Here is a 15,106-nt window from a genome sequence, read left to right on the forward strand (position 1 = left end):
TGGATCTCGAACGGCTCCCCGATGATGTCGCCGACCGTCATGCGCGGGTTCAGCGAGGTGTACGGGTCCTGGAACACCATCTGGATGTTCCGGCGGACGGCCTTGAGGGCCGCGCCGGACAGCTTGGAGATGTCCTCGCCCTTGAACAGGACCTCGCCGGAGGTGGCCCGCTCCAGGTTCATCAGCACCTTGGCCAGCGTGGACTTGCCACAGCCGGACTCGCCGACGATGCCGAGGGTCTCGCCCTTCGCCAGCTCGAAGGAGACGCCGTCGACCGCCTTGACCGCGCCGACCTGCTTCTTGAAGAGGATGCCCTGGGTCAGCGGGTAGTGCTTGACCAGGTTCTTGACCTCCAGGATGGGCTCAGCCATGGAGGGTCTCCTTCCAGAGGTGGCACGCGCTGCGGCGGCCGGTGAGCTCCTTGCCGTCCTTGTCCGTCACCTGGTGCAGCGTCGGGATCTCCGTACGGCACAGGTCGGTGGCGACGTCACAGCGAGGGTTGAACGCGCAGCCGGCCGGAACCTTCAGCAGGTTCGGGGGCAGGCCCTTGATCGCGTACAGCTCCTGGCCCTTCTGGTCCAGGCGCGGGATGGAACGGAGCAGGCCCTTGGTGTAGGGGTGCGCCGGGTTGGCGTACAGCTCGTGCACCGGGGCCGTCTCGACGATCCGGCCAGCGTACATCACGGCGATCTTGTCCGCGACGTCGGCGACCACGCCGAGGTCGTGGGTGATCAGGATCAGGCCCATGTTGTACTCGGCCTGCAGCTCGGCGAGGAGGTCCATCACCTGGGCCTGGACGGTGACGTCCAGGGCGGTGGTGGGCTCGTCGGCGATGATCAGGTCGGGCTCCATGGAGAGCGCCATGGCGATCATGATGCGCTGGCGCATGCCGCCGGAGAACTGGTGCGGGTAGTCGCCGACGCGCTGCCTGGCGGCGGGGATGCGCACCCGCTCCATCAGCTCGATGGCCTTCTCCCGGGCCTCCTTCTTGGAGGCGCCGCGGTGCACCCGGAACATCTCGCCGAGCTGGGCGCCGACGGTCATGACGGGGTTCAGCGAGGACAGCGCGTCCTGGAAGATCATCGCGATCTTCTGGCCGCGGATCTGCCGGCGCTCCTCCTCCTTCATGGTCAGCATGTCCTGGCCGCGGAAGAGGATCTGGCCCTGGCTGATCTTGCCGGGCGGCATGTCGAGGATGCCCATGATGGTCTGGGCGGTCACCGACTTGCCGGAGCCGGACTCACCCAGCACCGCCAGGGTCTCGCCGGCGGCAACGGAGTAGTTGACGCCGTTCACGGCCTTGGCGACGCCGTCCCGGGTGTGGAACTCCACGTGGAGGTCCTTGACCTCCAGCAGCGGGGTGCCAACCTCAAGGCGGCCGGTCTTCTGGTTCTTCTCGATCACGGTGGTCATCGGGTCGTCACCTCTTCTCTCAGCGGAGCTTCGGGTCGAGGGCGTCGCGGACCGCGTCGCCGAGCATGATGAAGGCCAGCACGGTGATGCTCAGCGCGGCCGACGGGAACAGCAGCACGTGCGGGGCCGCCAGGAAGCGGACCGACGCGTCGCTGATCATCAGACCCCAGGAGATCTCCGGGGACTGAACGCCGATGCCGAGGTAGGAGAGCGCCGCCTCGGCGCCGATGTAGACGCCCAGGCTGATGGCGGAGATCACGATGACCGGCGCGATGGCGTTCGGCACGATGTGCCGGAAGGTGATCCGGCTGCTGCTGGCACCCAGCGCGCGGGCCGCCATCACGTAGTCGTTGTGCTTGTTGGCCAGCACCGAGGCGCGCATGATGCGGAAGATCTGCGGCCAGCCGAGGACCGCCATGACCAGCGACACGGTGTAGGCGTTGCCCTTGCCGAGCATCGACATGATCAGCATGCCGCCGAGCAGCAGCGGGATCGAGAAGAAGATCTCGGTGAAGCGCGACAGGATCGAGTCGACCAGGCCGCCCTTCCAGCCGGCCAGCAGGCCGAGGAGCGAACCGACGACGGTGACCAGCAGCGTGGTCAGGACACCGACGATGATCGAGTTGCGGGCGCCCCACACCGTGCGGGTGTAGACGTCGCAGCCCTGCACGTCGAAGCCGAACCAGTGCTCGGCACTCGGGCGCTGGAGCGAGTTGTTGAGGTCGCAGGCGTTGCCGTCGAACGGGCTGCCGCTGGTGAAGAGCTGCGGCAGGGCCGCCATGACCAGCAGGATCAGCACCAGGACGGCGCCGATGATGAAGATCGGGTTGCGGCGCAGGTCGCGCAGCGCGTCCGACCACAGGCTGGCCACCCGCTCCGGCTTCTGCTTCTTCTCCGGGGCGTTCTTCGGGTTGTTGTCCTCGGAGGGGGCCTCGCTGCCCACGGTGATGGTGTCACTCATAGCGGATCCTCGGGTCGAGCACGGCGTACAGCATGTCCACGAGCAGGGTGGTGATGAGGTAGATCATCACCAGCAGGGTGACCATGCCGACGATCACCGTGCCCTGCTTCTGGTACACGGACTGGGCGAGCAGGCCGCCGATGCCGTGAATGTTGAAGATCTTCTCGGTGATGACCGCGCCGCCCATCAGGCCGCCCAGGTCGGCACCGAGGAAGGTGACGATCGGGATCAGCGCGTTGCGCAGGGCGTGACGGCCGATCACCCGACGACGCTTCAGGCCCTTGGCGACCGCGGTGCGGACGTAGTCCGCGCGCATGGTCTCCATCAGGCTGGTGCGGGTCAGGCGGGCGACGTACGCCAGCGAGGTGGACGCGAGCACGAAGGCCGGCAGCAGGTAAGCCCGCAGGCCGTCGTCCTCGTTGAAGGAGACCGGGAAGAAGTCGATGCCGTAGTCGTTCTTCAGCTTCACGCCCAGCACCAGCTGGAGGATGAAGCCGGTGACGAAGACCGGGATCGAGATCACGAACAGCGTGCTGATGAGGACCAGCTGGTCGATGAACTTGCCCTTGCGCAGGGCCGCCATGACACCCGCGAGCACGCCCATGACCGCTTCGATGATGAAGGCGACCAGGGCGAGGTTGACGGTGTACGGGAACGCCTCACTGATCATTTCGGTCACCGAGCGACCGGTCAGGCTCTCACCGAGGTTCCCCTGGAAGACCCCCGAGATGTAGTTCCAGTACTGGACCAGGAAGGGGTCGTTCAGGTGGTACTTCTGGCGGATCATCTCCGCCACGATCGGGTCGGCTCGCTTCTCGCCGGCCAGCGCCTGTACCGGGTCACCCGGCAGGTAGTGGACCAACGCGTAGATCAGCAGCGTCGCGCCGAGCAGGACAGGGATTGCCTGTATCAGTCGGCGGATGACATAGCGGCCCATCAGACCTCCATACTTTCGGACAAGGAAGGGAGGCGGGAGGACTCGGACTGTAGTCCGGTCCGCCCGCCCCCGATCGTCTGACTACCGGATCAGCCGGCCAGCTCAACCTCGGCCAGGTTCATGCGGCCCTGGGCGTCGGTGTCGAAGTTCTTGATCTTCTTGCTGTACGCAGCGGAGGACATGTAGGTGTACACCGGGATGTACGGCAGGTCCTGGACGAGGACGTCGTCGGCCTGCTGGTACAGCTTGATGGCCTCGTCGTCCGTCTTGGCCTGGTCGGCCTGGTCCAGCAGCGTCTCGAACTTGTCGTTGACGTAGCCGCCGTAGTTCGAGCCGTTGTCGATCGCGATCTTCGAGAAGATCGGACGCAGGTAGTCCTCGATCGACGGGTAGTCCATCGACCACGCCATGCGGAAGGCGCCCTGGTACTGGTTGGCGCCCAGCGCGTCCAGGATCTTGCCGAACTTCTCGAACGGCTTGAAGGTGACCTCGACGCCGAGGTTCTTCTTCAGCTGGTTGCCGACGGCCTCGATCCACTCCTTGTGGCCACCGTCGGCGTTGTAGCCGAGCTCCAGGGTGTTGCCCGGCAGACCGCCGGCCTGGGTGAAGAGGTCCTTGGCCTTGGCCGGGTCGTACTTGGCCGCGTCGCCCATGGCGCCCTTGCGGTAGCCCGGGATCAGCGGGTTGACGAAGTCGTCGGCCGGGACGCGGGTGCCCGAGAAGATGGTCTTGGTGATCGCCTCGCGGTCGATCGCCATCGAGATCGCCTTGCGGATCTCGGGCTTGGCGAACGCCGGGTTGGTCGAGATCGGGAAGCCGATGTAGCCGACGCCGGACTCCGGCTTGTAGATGTAGCGGTCGCCGAACTCGCTCTTGACGGTCGACAGGGCCGAGATCGGCAGCTTGTCCGTGGCCTGGATGTTGTCGGCGCGCAGGTCGTTGTACGCGGTGTCCAGGTTGTCGTAGATCTTGAAGGTGACGCCGTCGAGCTTCGCCTTGCCGTCCGAGGCCGGGAAGTTCTCGTAGCGCTTGACCTTGATCTGCTTGTTGTGCTCCCAGCTGCCGTCCATCTCGAACGGGCCGTTGCCGATCGGCTTGTCGCCGAAGGCCTTGGGGTCGGCGAAGAACGCCTGCGGCAGCGGGTAGAACGGGTTGTACCCGAGCATGGTCTTGAACTGCGAGAACGGCGCCGAGAGGGTGACGGTGAAGGTCTTGTCGTCGACGACCTTCAGGCCCTTGAGCTCCTTGGCGGTCGGGGTCTTGCCCTTGCCCGGAGCCAGCTCCTCGGAGCCCTCGATCTTGGAGTAGAAGGGGAGGCCCTCGGCGGCGTTGTCCTGGTTGGCGCCCCAGTTCCACGCGTCCACGAAGGACTTGGCGGTGACCTTCTCGCCGTTGTGGAAGGTGTAGCCGTCCTTCAGCTTGATCGTCCAGACCTTGCTGTCGGGGGACTCGATCGACTCGGCGATGCGCAGCTTCGGAGCGTTGGTCTTGCGGTCGTAGTCGACCAGGCCGGCGAAGACCGCGCCCACGACCTCGCTGCCCTCGGACTCCGCGGTGTTCTGCGGAACCAGACCGTGCTGCGGCTCGCCCAGCTGGACGGCGATGTTGCCGCCGGACGCGCTCTTGCTGTCACTGCTCTTCGAGCTGGTGCTGCAAGCGGTCGCAGCGAGGGCGATCGCGGTCGCCGCGACAAGCCACTTGGTCTGGGTTGCACCGCGCATGGGGGATGCCTCCTGAAATCGACTTTCCAACGAGGAGAGCACCACGGGCGGCTGGCGCCGCTTCCGTTGTGCCGTCCGCGCTCGTGGTTTCGGCGCGCACCCCTGCGCGTTAACCCTTGACCCGAGCCTGACTGCACCAACTATGTGTCACGCACGGACACGAAAGTGACCAATGCCGATCTCAATTAGGTCACATGAACGGTCGGTAAGTTTCGAAAATCGGACATATGAGACATACTCAGACAGGCATTAAACGGACAGTTGTCATGAATGACGGACTGTCACGTTCGCTCAGCGGACACCCCACCGTGATAAGCGCTATTCCGTTTATACGCGCGTCGACAACTTGGAGTAGTTAAAACGAAGGCCCCCTCTCCGTTAGGAAAGGGGGCCTTCGATTCGGCCTAGGCCTCAGGGGAAGAGATCACGCCTTCTTGGCGCGCGAGGCGGTACGGCCACGGTCCTTCTGGTCCAGCACGACCTTACGGATGCGAACCGTCTCCGGGGTCACCTCGATGCACTCGTCCTCGCGGCAGAACTCCAGCGACTGCTCCAGCGAGAGCTTGCGCGGCGGGACGATCGACTCGGCCACGTCGGCGTTCGAGGACCGCATGTTGGTGAGCTTCTTCTCCTTGGTGATGTTGACGTCCATGTCGTCGGAGCGCGAGTTCTCGCCGACGATCATGCCCTCGTACACCTCGGTGCCCGGCTCGCAGAAGAGCACGCCGCGCTCCTGCAGGTTGGTCATCGCGAAGGCGGTGACGACACCGGCCCGGTCGGCGACCAGCGAACCGTTGTTGCGGGTGGTCAGGGTGCCGAACCACGGCTCGTGGCCCTCGTGGATCGAGTGCGCGATGCCGGTGCCGCGGGTGCTGGTGAGGAACTCGGTGCGGAAGCCGATCAGGCCGCGGGACGGCACGACGAACTCCATCCGGACCCAGCCCGAGCCGTGGTTGGACATGTTGTCCATCCGGCCCTTGCGGATGCCCATGAGCTGCGTGACCGCGCCCATGTGCTCCTCGGGGACGTCCACGGTGAGGCGCTCGACCGGCTCGTGCGTCTTGCCGTTGACCTCCTTGGTGACCACCTGCGGCTTGCCGACGGTCAGCTCGAAGCCCTCGCGGCGCATGGTCTCGATCAGGATGGCCAGCGCCAGCTCACCGCGGCCCTGCACCTCCCAGGCGTCCGGGCGCTCGGTGTCCAGGACGCGCAGCGAGACGTTACCGATGAGCTCGCGGTCCAGGCGGTCCTTCACCTGGCGGGCGGTGACCTTGCGGTCGACCCGGCCGCCGGACTTGGCGTCCGCGCCCTTGCCGCTGCCGCCCCGGCCGACCAGCGGCGAGGTGTTGGTGCCGATGGTCATCGAGATGGCCGGCTCGTCCACCGTGATCAGCGGCAGCGCGATCGGGTTCTCGGTGTCGGCCAGGGTCTCGCCGATCATGATGTCGGAGATGCCGGCGACGGCGCAGATGTCACCCGGGCCCGCCACCTCGGCCGGCTTGCGGGTGAGCGCCTCGGTCATCAGCAGCTCGGAGATGCGGACGTTGGAGATCGTGCCGTCGCGCTTGATCCAGGCCACGGTCTGGCCCTTGCGCAGCTCGCCCTGCTCGACGCGGAGCAGCGCGATGCGGCCGAGGAAGTTGTCGGCGTCCAGGTTGGTGACGTGGGCCTGGAGCGGCGCGTCCTCGTCGTAGGTCGGGGCCGGGACGTGCTCCAGGATGGTGGAGAAGAACGGCTCCAGGCTGTCGCTGTCCGCGGGAACGCTGCCGTTCTCCGGCTTGGTCAGCGAGGCCACGCCGTCACGGGCGCAGGCGTAGACGATCGGGAACTCGATCTGGTCCTCGTCCGCGTCCAGGTCCAGGAACAGGTCGTAGGTCTCGTTGATGACCTCGTCGATCCGGGCGTCCGGGCGGTCCGTCTTGTTGATGCAGAGGATGACGGGCAGCCGCGCGGTGAGCGCCTTGCGGAGCACGAAGCGGGTCTGCGGCAGCGGGCCCTCGGAGGCGTCGACCAGCAGGACGACCGCGTCCACCATCGACAGACCGCGCTCGACCTCGCCACCGAAGTCGGCGTGGCCCGGGGTGTCGATGATGTTGATGGTGATCGGCGCGCCACCGTCCTTGGGGTGGTACTTGACCGCGGTGTTCTTCGCGAGAATGGTGATGCCCTTCTCGCGCTCGAGGTCGTTCGAGTCCATCATCCGGTCGTCCAGCTGCTGGTGGGCGGCGAAGGCGCCGGCCTGCTTCAGCATGGCGTCGACCAGGGTGGTCTTGCCGTGGTCGACGTGGGCGACGATGGCGACGTTACGGATGTCGTTGCGCGTGGGCATGCCTAGCAGATTCTCCCGGAATCGTGGGTTACGGCGCCCGGCCGCGGCGGTGACGATCAGCGGCTCTGCCGCGTGGCCGACCGGCGATCCTGTCGATCACCGACGCCCGTTCCGTCTGCTACTTCCGGTCCACCCGCCGGGCGGGACATGCCGCGGCTTCCTCCTATCGTACGTGGAACCGCCCAGGTGGGCCGAAACGAGCAGCTCGGGCGGGATCAAGATCACAGGTGGATCACCGGCTCTTCACCCGGCGGACGCCTGCCGGATCACTCCGGACGGCGGTCGAGCAGGCCCACGTCCTGGAAGCGCGGCCAGGTGAAGCCCCAGGCGCCCGCGGCGGCGACGTCGTCGCGGACGGCGACCAGGTCGGGGCGCTGGAACAGCGGCACCGAGTGGCCGAGCTGCCAGATCCGGGTGTCGGCCTCCTGGAGGAGGGCGAGGTGCGCGGCGGGGTCGAGCTCGGCGCCGGCGCGGTCGAACAGGCGGTCGATCTCCTCGGTCCCGGTCCGGCCGTAGTTGGTGCCGGTCTCCAGGGCGCCGTCCGGGCCGGGGCGCGGCTTGGCGTAGACGGACCGCTGGTCGGCCGCCGGGTCGGGCCCGGCCGGCCAGGAGAAGAGGGCGAGGTCGTAGTCGCCGGTGGTGAGGTGGTCGCGGAGGAGTGCCTCGGCGGGCACCGCCAGCGGGTGCACGGCGATGCCGGCCGTCGCGAGGCCCGCGGTCAGCGCGTCGGCGGTGCGCCGGGCGAGGGCGGAGTCGGCCGGGATCACCAGGGTGAGCGCGAGCTCCTTGCCGCCACGGGTGCGGGTACCGCCGCCGGTCGGGCGCTTCCAGCCGGCCCGGTCCAGCAGCCGGCCCGGGTCCGCGGCGCTGATCGCGCCGCTGTTGTCCTGGTAGCCGTCCTGGTCGCCGGCCAGCAGGTGGCTGCCGAGCGGCGCGGCCGGCAGGCCGAGCGGGGTGAGGGCGGCGTCGGCGGTCCGCTGCCGGTCGACGGCCCGGGCGAGGGCCTGCCGGACGGCCGGGTCGGTGAGCGGCGCGCGGGTGGCGTTCAGGGTGAGCTGGGTGAGCGAGGCGGCGGACGCCCGGTGCACCGTGATGCCGGGCAGGGCCTCGGCCCGCCGGAGCGCCTGGGCGGAGGCCTGGGCGAGGTCGGCCGAGCTGCCGGGGGCCGCCTGCGCCCGGTCGACGGCCGCGGTGAGCGGGGCGATGTCCAGCCGGTCCTGGTCGAGCGCGTCCAGCCGCCGTTCGGCCGGAGTGGCCAGGAAGTCGATCCGGTCGGCCTTCGGTGAGTCGCCCCACCAGAGCGGGTTGCGCACCAGGGTGACCCGCCCGCCCGCCGCGTCGTACCCCGCGACCGTGAAGGGCCCCGCGGTCGGCCCGTCCCCGCCCGCGAGCGGGCGGTTGAAGGCGGCCGGGCCTGAGGTCCCGGCCGCCGGGTAGAGCGGGGCGAACAGGCCGCGCCACCCGGCGTACGGGCGGCGGAACACGACCTTGATCTCGGACCGGTCGGCGCCCTGGGTGATCGAGTCGATCGCGTCGTACCCGGCCGGGCGGGTGCCGGCGTACGCCGGGTCGAGGCCGGAGAGCGCGGCCCGCTGGGCGGCGAAGTCGGCCACCGAGAGCGGGGTGCCGTCGCTCCAGACCGCGTGCGGGTTGAGCCGGTAGGTGACCACCTGCGGCTGCTGCCCGGGCGGGGTGGACTCGGCGGACACCAGGTAGTCCGGGTCGGCCACCGGGCGGTCGTGCGGGTCGGGCCGGAACAGCGCGGGGTAGAGGGCGTGCGCCAGCAGCGCCGAGTCCGCCGTCGCCGCGGGCTGGAACAGGTTCAGCGTGGCGGGGACGGCGTCCAGCGCCCAGCGCAGCGTGCCGCCGTCCCGCAGTCCGTCCCGGTCGTACGGGCGGACGTCGCCGGTGACGGCCGCGGGCGGGGCGGAGGAGGGGACCGGCGCCGGGGTGCGGGCCGGTACCGGGGCACCGGAACAGCCGGCCAGGGCCCCGGTGGCGAGCAGCAGCGCGGCGGCGGCTGCGGCGGCGGTGAGCTGGCGGACGCGCATGGCGGCCATGCAACGCCGCCCGGCCGGGCCCCGGCCCGGCGACACGGCGGCCGCCGGAAGACTGCACCCGGTCGGCCGATACTCGCCCGCTCGCCGCCGGGGCGCTTCGACCCCGCTCGGGGCGGGGCACTCGCCCACTCACCCCCCGGCCGAGGGCCGAGGCCGGCCCTACAGCGCCAGCTCGAACCAGACGATCTTGCCCTTGGGCGTGCGCCGGCTGCCCCAGCGCTCGGCCAGCAGGCTGACCAGCTGGAGCCCGCGCCCGCCCTCGTCGGTCTCCTGGGCGCGCCGCTGCCGCGGCTGGGCGTAGCCGTCGTCCCAGACCTCGCAGACGATGCCGCGGTCGCGCAGCAGCCGGAGCCGGATCTCGCCGCGGCCGTGCCGGAGCGCGTTCGTCACCAGCTCGCTGACCAGCAGCTCGGTGGTGTCGACCAGCTCGTCGAGGCCGCGGGCCAGTAGCCAGCTGCAGGCCAGCTCGCGGGCCTTGGCCACCGAGGTGGGCTCGGGCGGCAGGAACCAGTTGCCGACCGCGTCCTCGGGGAAGGCGTGCACCTTGGCCATCAGCAGGGCGATGTCGTCCTCGCCGTGGTGCGGGTTGAGCTCGCCGAGGACGTGGTCGCAGAGCTCCTCCAGGCCCTTGCCCTCGGCGGAGAGCGCGGTCCGGAAGGCCCGCAGGCCCTCGTCCAGCTGGTGCTTGCGGCTCTCCACCAGGCCGTCGGTGTAGAGGCCGAGCACGGCGCCGTCCGGCAGGGTGAGCTCGACCTCCTCGAAGGGCTCGCCGCCGACGCCGAGCGGCAGGCCGGGCGGTACGTCGAGCATCCGGGAGCCCTCGCCGGGGCTGAGCAGCACGGGCGGCAGGTGGCCGGCGTTGGCGAAGATGCAGCGCCGGGTGACGGCGTCGTACACCGCGTAGACGCAGGTGGCCAGGTAGACCTCGCGGGCCTCCTCGTCGGCGGTGGAGGTGAGCCGGCCGTACGCCGTGGGCGCGCCCGCCGGCGCGGTGTCGTCGCCGAGGCCGCGGGCGATCTCGTCGAGGGCGGTGAGCACCTCGGCGGGGTCGAGGTCGAGCATGGCCAGGGTGCGGACGGCGGTGCGCAGCTGTCCCATCGCGACGGCGGCGCGCAGGCCGCGGCCCATCACGTCGCCGATGACCAGGGCGGTGCGGTTGCCGGGCAGCGGGATGACGTCGAACCAGTCGCCGCCGACCTCGGTGTTGTTGTTGCTGGGCAGGTAGCGGCAGGCGATCTCCAGGCCGCTGGCCGCCGGGTTGCCCGGGGGCAGCAGGCTGCGCTGGAGGATCAGGGCCCGCTCGTGCTCGCGGCGGTAGAGCCGGGCGTTGTCGATGCAGACCGCGGCCCGGGCGACCAGCTCCTCGGCGATGGCGACGTCGCGGGCGTCGAAGGGCTCGCTGCCGATCGCGCGGGAGAGCTGGACCAGGCCGAGCACCTGGTCGCGGGCGACCAGCGGGACGATCAGGGTCGAGCGCAGCAGCGGGTCCGGGCCGGGCTCGGGGACGACGCTGCGGCCGGTGCGCAGCGCCCGGGCGTGCGGGGAGCGGCGCGGGTAGCAGAGGGTGCCGCCGGCTTCGGCGATCGGCAGGCCGGTGACGGAGCCGAGCACCGAGGAGGCGCCGCCCACCACGCTGGAGACGGCGACGCGGCGCAGTTCGCCGCTGCCGTCGGTGAGCACGCCGTCGCCGTAGCGGCCGGCGCTGGGGACGGTCTCGCCGGAGAGCAGCGCGGTGTAGAGGTCGACGGTGGCGAGGTCGCAGAACGGCGGGACGACGACGTCCAGCAGCTCCTTGGCGGTGGTCTCCAGGTCGAGGGTGGAGCCGATGTGCGCGCTGGCCTCGTTCAGCAGGGCGAGGTTGCGGCGGACGCCGTCGGCCTCGCGCTCGGCGACGTGCCGGCTGGTGACGTCGGAGACCTGGCCGGCCACGCCCACCGGCTGGCCGGCCGAGCCGTTGAGCCGGTACAGCGAGACGGCCCAGAGCCGGTTGCCCTCGCGGGTCGGGACGGCGGAGTGGAAGCGCAGGTCGAAGACGGGCTCGCCGGTGGCGAGGACCTTGCGCAGCGCGGCGGTGAGCCGGTCCGCCTCGGAGGGCGGGAAGAGGTCGTGCGCGGTGAGGCCCTCGAGGTCGGTGGGGGCCAGTCCCATGCCGGAGGCGAAGGCGTCGTTGACGCGCTGCAGCCGGAGCCGGTCGTCGAAGAGGACGAAGCCGGTGGGGGTCTGGCCGAACACGGCCTCGGAGGCGGCGAGGTCGGTCTCGATCCGGCGCAGCCGGCCGAGGTCGACGGCGAGACAGGTGGCACCCGCGGTGGGCAGGGCGCTGTCGGGCATCAGGTAGAGCTCGGCGAGGCCCTCGCCGCCGGTGGCGTCGCGGTAGGGCGTGGTGCCGACCCACTCCTCGCCGGCCAGGGTGCGTTCCAGCCGGGCGCGGCCGCGCTGCCAGAGCTCGCGCGGCACGAAGGTGCTGATCGGGTCGGCGCCGACCGCCTCGGCGGCGGGCACCCCGAAGAACTCGGCGGCGCGCTCGCTCCACTGGCTGATCCGGCCGTCGGGGCCGATCGCGAAGGTGGCGACCCGGATGTAGTCGTAGATCGAGCCCGGGTCCCCGGCGCCCCACTGGTCGGTGCCGACCACCGGGTGGGGGTCCCGCCCGCGGGCGGGCGGTGCGGCCTGCCGCCCCGGGGGGACGGGCAGGTGTGGCGACCCGGCCTGCCCGGGCACAGCGGCATGACCGCTGCTGCTCGGCGCGTTACGCGCCGGGGTGCTGTTCAACGGACCGACCCCTCCAAACCCGCGACCGTCCGGATGTCGAGAAGACCGAGTATTCATCATCGAGGGGTACGTTCACACGCCCTCAACATCACAACATCAGATCGGGCGAAGGTTTTTGTCCTACCGCCCGCGCAACCACAATGCCACGCTCGCGCCCCCTGCCGGAGTGCGCGCTCCCCCCGGCCTCCCGATGGCATATGCAGCCCCGTTCTACTCGCGTCCTACTCGACTCCCGGCTCGTCGGGCTCATTACCCGGCAGGGCCTGCTCGAACCAGACGACCTTGCCCATGCCCTCGGCCCGGGCGCCCCAGCGGAGCGCCAGCCGACGGACGAGTTCCAGCCCCCGGCCGCCCTCGTCGGCCTCGGCCGCGTGGCGCTCGCGGGGCGGGTCGGGCAGCGGGTCGGAGATCTCGACCAGCAGCGTCTCGCCCAGCGTCAACCGTACTCCGATGGGTGCGCTCGCATACCGGACCGAGTTGGTGACCAGCTCGCTGACCAGCAGCTCCGCGGTGTCGGTCAGCGCCTCGACGCCCCACTCGGCGAGCGTTCCCCGGACCAGCCGGCGGGCCCGGGAGACGGCGGTCGGCTCCGCGGGCAGCGTCCAGCCGGCCGTCGGGGTGCCCGCCTGGCCGTGCCCCAGCCGGGCCAGCAGCAGCGCGACGTCGTCCGGTTCCCGCCCCTGCTCCATGGTGTCGAGCACGGCCTCGCAGGCCCCCTGGATGGACGCGTACGGCTGCTGGAGGACGGTGATCAGCCGGCCGAGCCCGACGTCGAGGTCCTTGTCCCGGGACTCCACCAGGCCGTCGGTGCAGAGCGCGAGCAGACTGCCCTCGGGGATCTTCAGCTCCACCGCCTCGAACGGGACGCCGCCGACGCCGAGCGGGGCGCCGGACGGCAGGTCGAGGATCCGGCCCGCACCGCCGGGCAGCGGGCCGCCGGTCCGGGTCGGTCCCTCGGCCTCCTCGGCCGGCACCACCAGCACCGGCGGGATGTGGCCGGCCTTGGCGACCGTCAGCTTCGCGGTGGCCGGGTCGAACACCGCGTAGACGCAGGTGGCCAGCAGCGCCTCGTCCGGCCCCTGGGCGAGGTCGTCGGCCAGCTCGTGGACGTGCCGCAGCAGCACGTCCGGCGGCAGGTCGAGGGCGGCCAGGACACGGACGGCGGTCCGCAGCCGGCCCATCGTGGCGGCGGCCCGCAGCCCGTGGCCCATCACGTCGCCGACCACCAGCGCGGTGCGGTCGCCCGGCAGCGGGATGACGTCGAACCAGTCGCCGCCCACCTCGGTGCCGCTGCTGCCGGGCACGTACCGGTAGGCGACCTCGACGCCACTGGGCTGCGGGACCTGCTGCGGGAGCAGGGTGCGCTGCAGGGTGAGCGCGGCGGTGCGCTCACGGGCGTAGAGCCGGGCGTTGTCCAGCGAGCTGCCGGCCCGGTCGGCCAGCTCGACGGTGAAGGCCAGGTCGTCGCGGTCGAAGCCCTCGCGGTACCCGGCCCGGCTCACCAGCAGCAGGCCGATCACGATGCCGCGGGCGCGCAGCGGCACCACCAGCATCGAGTGCACGCCCAGGTCGTGGGCGGCCTGCATCTTCGGGTCGCCGGGGTAGGTGACGTCCCCCAGCTGGTCGGCGCCGGAGAGCAGCTCCGGGACGCCGGTGCGCAGCACCCGGCCGCAGGCGGAGTCCTCGGCGAAGGTGATCCGGGCGCCGCGGCGCAGCATCACCTCCACCTCGGGGCCGTCCTGGACGGAGGCGGTGCCGAGCTGGAGCAGCGAGGTGCGCCGGTCGTGGCCGTGCCGGGGCAGGTCGTCGCCGTGCGCGACCGCCTGCAGCAGGATGACCGCGGAGTGGTCGGTGAGCCGGGGCACGACGGCGCCGGCCAGCTCCTGGGCGATCCGGGAGGCGTCCAGCAGGTCGCCGACGCGGGAGCCGAACTCGTTGAGCAGCGAGAGCCGGCGCCGGGCGTGCTCGACCTTGGCCACCGCCCGGTAGCGCTCGGTCACGTCCATCACGGTGCCGGAGATGCCGAGCACCCGGCCGGCCCGGTCGGTCATCCGGCTGTAGGAGATCGAGCGGTAGCCGGAGCGCGCGGTGACCGGCGAGGCCAGGGTGACGTCGATGACCGGCTCGCCGGTGGCCAGCACCTGGCGCTGGATCGCGGTGATCTCGTCGGCGGCCCGCTCGGGCAGCGTCTCGCCGGTGGTTCGCCCGACGTGGTCCTCGGTGGCCATGCCGTTCATCTCGGCGAGGGTCCGGTTCACCGCCGTGTACCGCAGGTCGGTGTCCAGGACGGCGATGCCCAGCGGGGACTGCTCGAACAGCGCGTCCCGGACCGCGAGGTCCCGCTCGACGGCCCGGAGGGCGGCCGCCTCGGCCAGGTTGACCTGGAGGAACGGGGTGCCGTCGCCGTCCACCAGCAGCGAGATCCGGGCGTCCACGGCGACCGGGACGCCGTCCCGGTCCTGCAGTTCGGCGGGGCCGGCCCAGCGGCCGTGCCGCAGGGTGTCCTGGATCGCCGCGCGGATCCGGACGACCTGCTCCTGGTCCGGGATCAGCTCGTCGATCCGGCGGCCGACCAGCAGCTCGTTCGGCCAGCCGAGCAGCTCCTCGGCGGCCGGGCTCCAGAGCACCACCCGGCCGGCGGTGTCCAGGATCGCGATGGCCACCCGGACCACGTCCAGCAGGTTGCCCTCGCCCTGCGCACCGGGGCCGCCCGGCTCGGGGCCAGGGCCACCGGGGAAGGGCCGGCCGGGGCGGCTGCGCAGGCCCGCCGGCGGGGCGGCGTCGGCGACCACCAGGGACGGTGCGGGCTGGTCCGGCGAGGGGGCGTCGGGGGCGGGGGCCGGGTGCGGCCCGAGCTCCAGGAAGAGGCTGAACCCGTCGTCCGCGAGCCGAGATCGGAAGAGCGGCGGGGAG

9 protein-coding genes are annotated in these 15,106 nt (G+C 71.1%); all 9 read right to left on the minus strand.

What is annotated here, in order from left to right; genetic code table 11:
- On the minus strand, positions 1 to 371 hold a 371-nt coding region (locus tag ABZ885_RS23755), incomplete at its 3' end, for an ATP-binding cassette domain-containing protein (RefSeq protein WP_360192044.1).
- Positions 364 to 1,413 carry an ABC transporter ATP-binding protein gene (locus ABZ885_RS23760; protein ID WP_360192047.1) on the minus strand — a complete coding sequence of 350 codons (1,050 nt, stop codon included), beginning with the start codon at positions 1,411 to 1,413 and terminating at the stop codon, positions 364 to 366. The genes ABZ885_RS23755 and ABZ885_RS23760, both read right to left, overlap by 8 nt.
- A gap of 19 nt (positions 1,414 to 1,432) precedes the next feature.
- On the minus strand, positions 1,433 to 2,374 hold the full coding sequence (locus ABZ885_RS23765; RefSeq protein WP_360192049.1) for an ABC transporter permease: 942 nt from the start codon (positions 2,372 to 2,374) through the stop codon (positions 1,433 to 1,435).
- Positions 2,367 to 3,311 (minus strand): ABC transporter permease, encoded by a 945-nt coding sequence (locus ABZ885_RS23770; RefSeq protein ID WP_360192052.1) that lies wholly within the window; start codon positions 3,309 to 3,311, stop codon positions 2,367 to 2,369. Before ABZ885_RS23770 ends, ABZ885_RS23765 begins: the two co-directional genes overlap by 8 nt.
- Positions 3,312 to 3,400: 89 nt before the next feature.
- On the minus strand, positions 3,401 to 5,032 hold the full coding sequence (locus ABZ885_RS23775) for an ABC transporter substrate-binding protein (protein ID WP_360192055.1): 1,632 nt from the start codon (positions 5,030 to 5,032) through the stop codon (positions 3,401 to 3,403).
- Positions 5,033 to 5,456: 424 nt separating this feature from the next.
- A complete protein-coding gene (typA, locus tag ABZ885_RS23780) occupies positions 5,457 to 7,361 on the minus strand; it encodes a translational GTPase TypA (protein ID WP_360192058.1) in 1,905 nt (634 codons plus the stop codon).
- 266 nt (positions 7,362 to 7,627) lie between these two features.
- Positions 7,628 to 9,412, minus strand: a complete 1,785-nt coding sequence (locus ABZ885_RS23785; RefSeq protein ID WP_360192061.1) for an ABC transporter family substrate-binding protein — start codon at positions 9,410 to 9,412, stop codon at positions 7,628 to 7,630.
- A gap of 168 nt (positions 9,413 to 9,580) precedes the next feature.
- Positions 9,581 to 12,055 (minus strand): SpoIIE family protein phosphatase, encoded by a 2,475-nt coding sequence (locus ABZ885_RS23790; protein ID WP_360192064.1) that lies wholly within the window; start codon positions 12,053 to 12,055, stop codon positions 9,581 to 9,583.
- A 359-nt stretch (positions 12,056 to 12,414) separates the two neighbouring features.
- Positions 12,415 to 15,106, minus strand: a 2,692-nt coding sequence (locus ABZ885_RS23795) for a SpoIIE family protein phosphatase (RefSeq protein WP_360192067.1), incomplete at its 5' end; no start/stop codon positions are given.

Source organism: Kitasatospora sp. NPDC047058 (assembly GCF_040643935.1).
In the GTDB taxonomy this organism is placed as follows: Bacteria; Actinomycetota; Actinomycetes; order Streptomycetales; family Streptomycetaceae; genus Kitasatospora.

Bases quoted from the DNA above. Each gene is read 5' to 3' on its own strand.
- ABZ885_RS23770 (WP_360192052.1), bottom strand. From the start codon at position 3,311: ATGGGCCGCTATGTCATCCGCCGACTGATACAGGCAATCCCTGTCCTG.
- typA (WP_360192058.1), bottom strand. From the start codon at position 7,361: ATGCCCACGCGCAACGACATCCGTAACGTCGCCATCGTCGCCCACGTC.
- ABZ885_RS23765 (WP_360192049.1), bottom strand. From the start codon at position 2,374: ATGAGTGACACCATCACCGTGGGCAGCGAGGCCCCCTCCGAGGACAAC.
- ABZ885_RS23760 (WP_360192047.1), bottom strand. From the start codon at position 1,413: ATGACCACCGTGATCGAGAAGAACCAGAAGACCGGCCGCCTTGAGGTT.
- ABZ885_RS23775 (WP_360192055.1), bottom strand. From the start codon at position 5,032: ATGCGCGGTGCAACCCAGACCAAGTGGCTTGTCGCGGCGACCGCGATC.
- ABZ885_RS23785 (WP_360192061.1), bottom strand. From the start codon at position 9,412: ATGCGCGTCCGCCAGCTCACCGCCGCCGCAGCCGCCGCCGCGCTGCTG.